The organism is Corallococcus sp. CA041A, assembly GCF_003612075.1.
Classification (GTDB): domain Bacteria; phylum Myxococcota; class Myxococcia; order Myxococcales; family Myxococcaceae; genus Corallococcus; species Corallococcus exiguus.
This window is the reverse complement of the sequence record NZ_RAWF01000370.1, coordinates 1-7,596: the sequence shown is the minus strand read 5'-3', so window position 1 is coordinate 7,596 and position 7,596 is coordinate 1. Positions and strand designations below refer to the sequence as shown.

Here is a 7,596-nt window from a genome sequence, read left to right as displayed (position 1 = left end):
GCTCACGGTGGTGGGCACCAACGACTTCCACGGTTGGGTGATGCCCCACCGCGCCACGCTGCCGGACGGGCAGAAGGTGGAGCAGGGGGGCGCGGCGCTGTTCGCGTCCTACGTGGCGCGGCTGCGTGAGGACAACCCGGGCGGCGTGCTGCTGGTGGACGGCGGCGACCTGTTCCAGGGGACGCTGGCGTCCAACCTGGGCGAGGGCGCCATCGTCGTCGACGTGTACAACCTGCTGGGCTACACGGCGGTCGCCATCGGCAACCACGAGTTCGACTACGGGCCGGTGGGCCCCGGGCCCGTGGCCACGCGTCCGGACGAGGACCCGCTGGGGGCGCTCAAGGCCCGCGTGGCGCAGGCCAGGTTCCCCTTCCTGTCCTCCAACGTACGCGAGAAGGACGGACGCCCCCTGGCGTGGCTGGGCAACGACGGCACCACGGTCGTCACCGTGAAGGGCGTGAAGGTGGGCCTGCTGGGCCTGTCCACGCTGCAGACGCCGCAGACGACCAACCCCGCGAACGTCGCGGGCCTGCGGTTCGAGTCCCTGGCCGACTCCGCGAAGCAGGCCGCGAAGTCGCTGCGCGAGCAGGGCGCGGAGGTGGTGGTCGCCATCGCGCACGCGGGCGGCAAGTGCACGGACCTGTCGAACCCGCGAGACACGTCCGGGTGCGAGCGCGACGACGGCGAAATCTACGCGGTGCTGGAGGCGCTGCCGAAGGGCGCGGTGGACGCGGTGGTGGCGGGCCACACGCACCAGGTCATGGGGCACTTCTTCGGCGACGTGCCGGTCATCGAGACGACGGGGCTCGCGCGCTCGTTCGGCGTGGTGGACCTCTTCGTGGATCCGGTGACCCACCGCGTGCTGCCCGAGCGCACGCGCATCAACGCCGCCATCCCGGTGTGCGGCGCCGTGGACGCCACGCTGAAGTCCTGTGATCCGCTGGTGCTGCGGGACGCGAAGGACGTGCGGCTGGTGCCGGCCACGTTCCTGGGCCAGCCAGTGACGCCGGACGCCCGCGTGGAGGCGCTGGTGGCCCCCGCGGAGGCGCGCGTGGAGGAGGAGCAGCGCCGCCCGGTGGGCGTGGAGACCCGGGCCCGCATGCCCCAGGTCTACGAGGGCGAGAGCGCGCTGGGCAACCTCATCGCGGACTCGATGCGGGAGGCGGCCCGCTCCGACGCGGCGGTGATGAACGCGGGCGGCATCCGGGCGGACCTGCCGCAGGGGCCGCTCACCTTCGGGAAGCTCTACGAAATCCTGCCCTTCGACAACACGCTCGCGGTGCTGGACCTGAGCGCGGACGAGCTGCGCCGCTTCCTGTCGCTGGCCTACGGCGGCCGCAAGGGCGTCTTCGCGGTGTCCGGCCTGGAGGTGACGCTGCGCGCGTGCCCGGGCCCGGAGCGCTTCCAGGGCGTGACGCTGCCGGGCGGCAAGCCGCTGAAGGCGAAGGCGACCTACCGGGTCGCGGTGCCGGACTTCCTCCTGCGCGGAGGTGACGGGGTGGGGCCCTTGACGTCCACGCTGCCACAAGAGCGTATCCACCTGTTGCAGGCGCAGGACCTGCGCGAGGTGCTCACCGAGTACGGCCGCGCCCACGGCAACGCGCTGAAGCCCCCGGCGCTCGGACGCGTGCACCTGGTGAAGGCGGCGGGTCCCTGCGCGGACGCGAAGCCCTGAAAAAGCGCGGCCGACGTTGGAATTTTTCCCTCCGTGCTGATCCGCTGGGGCTGGATCGCGGCGCAACCCAGCGGAAGATCAGCACATGGCGCCCGGGGCCGAATTTTCGGCCTGGGATCAGTTTCCAACGGAGGGAAACCTCCCTACTCTAGGGCACGCGAGCTCCCTTGCAGGCGCGGCCCTGAGCCAGCGCGAGCAGGTTGGAGCCCGTGCGTGGGAGGGACAGAAGAAATGCTCTACAAAGTGACCCCGATGATGGTCCCCGCCGTGCCCGAGAAGAAAGAGGCACGCGAGCCGGGCCAGCCGCGCAAGCGGCGCAAGTCCTCCGTCTACGACGCCGACGGCCACGAGGTGTTGATCTCGCTGATGTGTCTGAAGTGCAAGACGCTCAAGCCGCTGGCGCAGTTCGGGCTGCGGAAGATGGCGGACGGCGCCATCCGCAACCAGCCGTGGTGCCGGGGCTGCCGCTCGGGCGCGGGCACGAAGAAGCCGAAGAAGGACGAGTCCCAGGCCGCCACCGTCCAGGTGCCCGCCGTCGCCGCCACGGAGCCCGTGCTCCAGGTCGTCGCCGCCGTGCCGCTCGACGCCGCGCCCGTGGCTCCGACGCTCGTCGACGCCCCGGCGGCCGACGCGACGCCCACCCCCCTGGTCTGATTCACCGCCCGGGATGATCCGCCCTGCTGGGGCGCGCACTGTTCGCGCCCCGCATGTGACGGATCTGCCCGGAGCCTCCACTCGCTTCGAGCCTCCAGGAGGGTCTCTTCCCGCCGGGCGATGATCCGCCCGGCCGGCCCGCCTCCTGCTTCAGGACAGCCGCAGGCCCGCCGGCAGCGTATCGCCGAGCGCCCGGGCTTCGTCCGCCGCCTCCAGGGCCACCACCTCGCGCACCATCCGGACCCAGGTGTCGGAGGCCTTCGCGGCCACCAGCGCCTGGGCCGTGCGCTCGCGCAGCGCCGGATCCAGATCGCGCGTGCGGTCGCCGGTGAGGCGCGCGAGCTGGGCGGCGGCGAAGGGCGCGCCATCCACCTTGCGCAGGTCCAGGGACAGGAGCAGCTCCAGCCACGCCTCCGCCGTCTCCACGTCCACGACCTTGTGGCTGCTGCCGTACAGCGGCACGCGCGCGCCCAGCCGGCCCAGGGCCCACGCCCACGGGCCGCCGGAGCGGGACTCGGCCTTCAGCCGCGCGGCGATCCACCGGCCCACCTCCGCCTTGTCGCCCGGCGACAGGTGCTCCAGCGAGGCGGCGGTGCGGATCATCTCGTCCAACCCCTCCGGTTGGATGCCCTTCACCTTGCCGCCCTGCGTGGGCGCGTCCGGCGGCACGCGCCGGGCCAGGTGCGGCTGGAGGTAGCCGTACAGCTTCTGCTGCTGCGCTTCGGAGAGGCCGCCGGCGATGCGGCGCCACATCACCCAGAACTCCGTCCACACCGACTTGTCCGTGTGGTGCTGCACCAGCGCGTCGAAGAGGCTGAAGGTCTGCTCCGCGCGCCAGCCGTCCAGCGGGTAGCCGAAGCCGGGGCGCAGGCTGAAGCCGGTGAGGCTGTAGAAGACGCGCTCGTGGTCATCCGTGCGGCGGCGCTTGCTCGCGCCCGCGTAGAGCGTGCTCCACAGCTCGCGCAGCACGGGCACGCGCCACGTCTCGCGAGGGCCCAGCACCTTCTCCAGCGTGCGCGACAGCTGCTTCACGTCCTTGGGGCCCAGGGGCAGCGGCTTGTTGCCGTAGACGCGCTCCACGTTGTCCTTCGCCTCGGCGAAGCGCGCGGGCATGGACTCGGTGACGGTCAGCTCGTGCGAGCCCCCGGTGCCGCGCAGCTCGAACTCCAGGCGCCAGCGCTCGTCCGCGACGTCCGACACGCAGAACAGCTCCAGCGTGCCAATCTCCGTGAGCGCGGCCTGCAGGTGCACCGGCACGTCGCTGACCTTGCCGGACGCGCCCTTGAGCAGCGTGTGGATGGGCGGCAGCGGCTTCAGGTCCTCCGCCAGCGGCACCAGGTCCCCCGGCTTGTCGATGCGGTCGCTCGTCGTGGAGTAGAGCGCGAACTGCACCGGCCGGCCCAGGGTGAGCGTGAAGGGGCGCTCGCCCAGGTCCACCTTCTGACCCTCCTCGAAGCCGCGAGGAATCAGGCACAGCGTGGGCTGCTCCGCGCTGTCCGGGCCGCGCTGCAGACCCACGTAGTACGCGCGCGCCGCGCCACCGCCGATGCGCAGGCCGTGACCGCGCCGCACCAGCCCGTAGTACGCCGCGCCCCGAGCCACCGCGAGCTCCAGCGACTCGTGCTTGAGCAGCGGGATGCGCGGCGCCTGCGGCCACCACGCGGACAGCGCGTCCACCAGCCGCGCCGAAATCTGCGGCGAGTTGAAGACGCCGCCGTTGAGCAGGATGGCGTCCGGGCGGGGCAGGGCGCCTTCGTGCGACGGCGTCTCGCCCAGCGCCGCGAAGCCCGCCGCCGCGTGCTGCGCGAGGAAGGCCGCCAGGTGCCGCGTGACGGCCGGGTCCTGCACGTACGGCAGGCCCAGCTCCTGGAGCGCCATGCGCGCCGAGCGCCGGGGCCGGTCCACAGGTGAGGACAGGGGGAAGAAGCCGTCCAGCACCAGCGCGTGCGCCTCGTCGCGGCCCAGCTCCGTGGACAGCGTGCCGCCCAAGAGCCGGCTGCCCTCGCCGATGAGCGACACCCCGTACTTCTCCGGCGGTGTTCGCCCCAGCAGCTCCTCCTTCGCGGTGCGCGCGGCCTGGATGGCCTGTGTCCACTGCGTGGCGGACAGGCGCCGGCCGTTCTGGGTGAGCTTCTCCTCCATGCGCCGGGCGAGCGCCGCGTCCATGTTGTCGCCGCCCAGCATCAGGTGGTCGCCCACCGCCAGCCGCCGCAGCATGGGCCCTTCCGGCGACACGCCCGCGTGCACCAGCGTGAAGTCCGTGGTGCCGCCGCCCACGTCCACCACCAGCACCAGCCGCACCTGGGACAGCGTCTGCTCCAGGTCCGAGCGGTGGCGCGCGGTGTAGTCGTAGAAGGCCGCCTGCGGCTCCTCCAGCAGCGTGAACTTCTCCAGCCCGGCCTTGCGCGCCGCGCTCACCGTGAGGGCGCGCGCCGCCTCGTCGAACGAAGCGGGGACGGTGATGACCACCTCCTGCTTCGCCAGGGGCTCGTCCGGGTGCGCGAAGTCCCACGCCCGGGCCATGTGCGTGAGCAGCAGGGCGGACGCGTCCACCGGGGACAGCTTCTGCACGTCCGCGGGCGCGCCCCACGGGAGGATGGGCGCGGAGCGGTCCACGCCCGGGTGACACAGCCAGCTCTTCGCGGACGACACGAGCCGGCCGGACACGCGCGCACCCTGCCAGCGGGCCAGCTCGCCCACGACATACGGGCCACCGTCATCGCCCCAGGGCAGGCGCAGCACCTCCGGGGCCAGCTCGTGGCCGGCGGGGACGTAGACGGTGGACGGCAGGAGGGCTCGCGGAGCCACCTCGCCCTGGCGGACGAGCTGGGGCAGGGGGAAGTCCTCGACGGGCGCCCCCGAGCCTTTGCCTGGATCCACGGATGCCACCGCGCAATGGGTGGTGCCCAGGTCGATGCCGACGATTCGCATACGCCTCCGGTGTGCGGGGCCCCTTCTACTCCTTCATGCGCACGTTGAGCTCCAGCTTCCAGCGCCCGGATCCGTTCTTCTCCAGGCACCGCAGCTCCAGCGTGCCCACCTCCGTCACCGCCGCCTGGAGGTTCACCGGCGTCAGGTCGCCAAAGGGCGTGGGCTGTCCGGGCAGCGTCGTCTCGAGGGGCGCCACCTCCTCCAGCCCCCCGGACGCCAGCTCCGACTCCACGTCCTCCACCATTTCGCCCACGCGGTCATCGCGCCGCACGGACGACGCGAAGAAGCGGAAGCTGGTGGGCTCGCCGGTGACGAGTCCGAACTCCTGGGGTGGCACGTCCGCCTGCGTCCCTTCCTCCATCCCGAAGGGCGCCACGCACAGCGCCTTCACCGGCGGCTCCATGCCCGGCACCGCCGGCATCGCCGTCTCCACGCCCACGTAGTAGGCGCGCGCCGTGCCGCCGCGGATGCGCAGGCCGTGCCCCTGACGCACCCAGCCGTAGTACGCCGCGCCGCGGGCCACCGCGAGGTCCAGGTCCGCTCCCTCCAGCTCCTTCGCCGGGGGCGCCCCTTCCGCGGCGAGCCACTGGTTGAGGACCTCCATCACGCGGCCCTTCAGCGGTCCGGCCTTGAAGACGCCGCCGTTGAAGAGCACCGCGGTGGGGTGCAGGAAGGCCTTGCCCGCCACGTCCACCGGCGAGTCCGAGCTGGCCGCCAGCGCCTGCGCCTGCCGGGTGAGGAAGGCCGCCAGGTGCTTCGTCACGGCCGGATCCTGCGCGTACGGCAGTGCCATCTGAGCCAGGCCCGTGCGGCGCGCGGTGCGCGGAAGGTCCGCCACCTCCGTCACCGGGAAGAAGCCGTCCGTGAGGACGCGGTCCAGCTCCTCGCGCGTCAGCTCCGTGCGCAGCGTGCCGCCGATGAGCGACGAGCCCCGGCCCGGAATGGCGATGGGCACCTTGTCCACGGAAGCGTCCGCGTACAGCGTCTCCTTCGCCTGCCGGCACCCATAGGTGAGGCCGTTGAACTGCCACGCGTCCAGCTTGCGCCCGTCCGCCGCCATCCGCTGGTTGAGCGTGTGCGCCAGGGCGAGGTCCATGTTGTCGCCGCCCAGGAGGATGTGGTCGCCCACCGCCACGCGCAGCAGCTCCAGGTCGCCCTCGCGGTCCTTCACGGTGATGACGGAGAAGTCGGAAGTGCCGCCGCCCACGTCCACCACGAGGATGACTTCCCCGGGCTGCACCTGCCTGCGGAAGTTCTCCCCCATCGCCTCCAGCCACGCGTACAGCGCGGCCTGGGGCTCCTCGAGCAGGGTGATGTGCTCGAGGCCCGCCGCCTTCGCGGCCTCCAGCGTCAGGTCGCGCGCCGCCGCGTCGAAGGATGCCGGGACGGTGACGATGACCTCCTGCTTCGACAGCGCGTTGCCGGACTCCTCCTGCGTGCGGGCGAAGGTCTGGTCCCACGCCTCCTTCAGGTGGCGCAGGTAGCGCGCGGACGCATCCAGCGGCGACACGCGCTGCACCTCCGGGGGCGCCTGCCAGGGCAACAGCGCCGAGCGCCGGTCCACGCCCGGATGCGACAGCCAGCTCTTCGCGGACGACACCAGCCGCGTGGGCACCTTCGCCCCGTGTGAGCGGGCGAAGTCACCCACGATGACGCCCGGCTCCGGGCTCCACGGCAGCGCGAGGCTGCCTTCCGGGAACTCCTGCGCGCTGGGGAGGTAGAGGAAGGAGGGAAGCAGCGGGCGCGCTTCCACGGTGCCGGGCGCCGTCACCTGCGGCACGGGCAGCATGGACTGCGAAGGGCCGCGCGGCTTGCCGTCCTCGAGGTTGAAGTAGGACACCGCGGAGTGCGTGGTGCCCAGGTCGATGCCGATTGCGTATCGGGCCATATCGGTCAGGAACCCCGGGAAGGGGCCTTGTGGTTCCTCGAAGGGAAGGGGACTTCGGAGGATGCGCCGCCTGCTCCTCAGGCGGGCATCAGGCCAGCTCGACTTCCGCCGGCGCCAGCACGCGCGGCTCCATGGCGGGGCTGACCGTCGGGAACTTCACCTCCGTGGTCACCCAGCCGTGGTGCCGGAGCGTGCCGCCATAAGGAGGTTCACCGGCGACGTTGCCGGTGAGCCGGATGCGCTGCGCGTCGAAGCCCGGCGGCACCGTCACCTTGTCGCCCTCGCCCTGCGGCAGCACCGGCTGGAGCGTCAGGTACTGGTGCACCACCTTGCGGCAGCCCTCGTGGACGATGCGGGCCGCCGCGCCCACGTCCGCGTCCGGGAAGGCCGCGACGTTCTCCTGCACGAAGTCCAGGAAGCGGCCCTCGCGCTGGAGCATGGCCAGGAG

The 7,596-nt window shown here is 72.4% G+C and carries 5 protein-coding genes; 2 read left to right on the top strand and 3 right to left on the bottom strand.

Features of this window, described 5'->3' with window-relative positions:
• Together D7V77_RS38770 and D7V77_RS38765 are read left to right on the top strand one after the other, a co-directional pair.
• A partial coding sequence (locus tag D7V77_RS38770) for a bifunctional UDP-sugar hydrolase/5'-nucleotidase (protein WP_147452301.1) occupies positions 1–1,675 on the top strand: 1,675 nt, incomplete at its 5' end.
• A gap of 231 nt (positions 1,676–1,906) precedes the next feature.
• A complete protein-coding gene (locus tag D7V77_RS38765; protein WP_120581247.1) occupies positions 1,907–2,329 on the top strand; it encodes a hypothetical protein in 423 nt (140 codons plus the stop codon).
• 150 nt (positions 2,330–2,479) lie between these two features.
• Here the strand turns inward: D7V77_RS38765 and D7V77_RS38760 are convergent, their stop codons facing one another.
• The 3 genes from D7V77_RS38760 to D7V77_RS38750 all read right to left on the bottom strand — a co-directional run.
• Positions 2,480–5,260, bottom strand: coding sequence for an Hsp70 family protein (locus D7V77_RS38760; RefSeq protein ID WP_120581246.1), 2,781 nt, complete (start codon positions 5,258–5,260; stop codon positions 2,480–2,482).
• A gap of 25 nt (positions 5,261–5,285) precedes the next feature.
• A complete protein-coding gene (locus D7V77_RS38755) occupies positions 5,286–7,148 on the bottom strand; it encodes an Hsp70 family protein (RefSeq protein ID WP_120581245.1) in 1,863 nt (620 codons plus the stop codon).
• Between the two features lie 88 nt (positions 7,149–7,236).
• A partial coding sequence (locus tag D7V77_RS38750; RefSeq protein ID WP_147452300.1) for a DUF2760 domain-containing protein occupies positions 7,237–7,596 on the bottom strand: 360 nt, incomplete at its 5' end.

Bases quoted from the DNA above. Each gene is read 5' to 3' on its own strand.
- D7V77_RS38765 (WP_120581247.1), top strand. From the start codon at position 1,907: ATGCTCTACAAAGTGACCCCGATGATGGTCCCCGCCGTGCCCGAGAAG.
- D7V77_RS38760 (WP_120581246.1), bottom strand. From the start codon at position 5,260: ATGCGAATCGTCGGCATCGACCTGGGCACCACCCATTGCGCGGTGGCA.
- D7V77_RS38755 (WP_120581245.1), bottom strand. From the start codon at position 7,148: ATGGCCCGATACGCAATCGGCATCGACCTGGGCACCACGCACTCCGCG.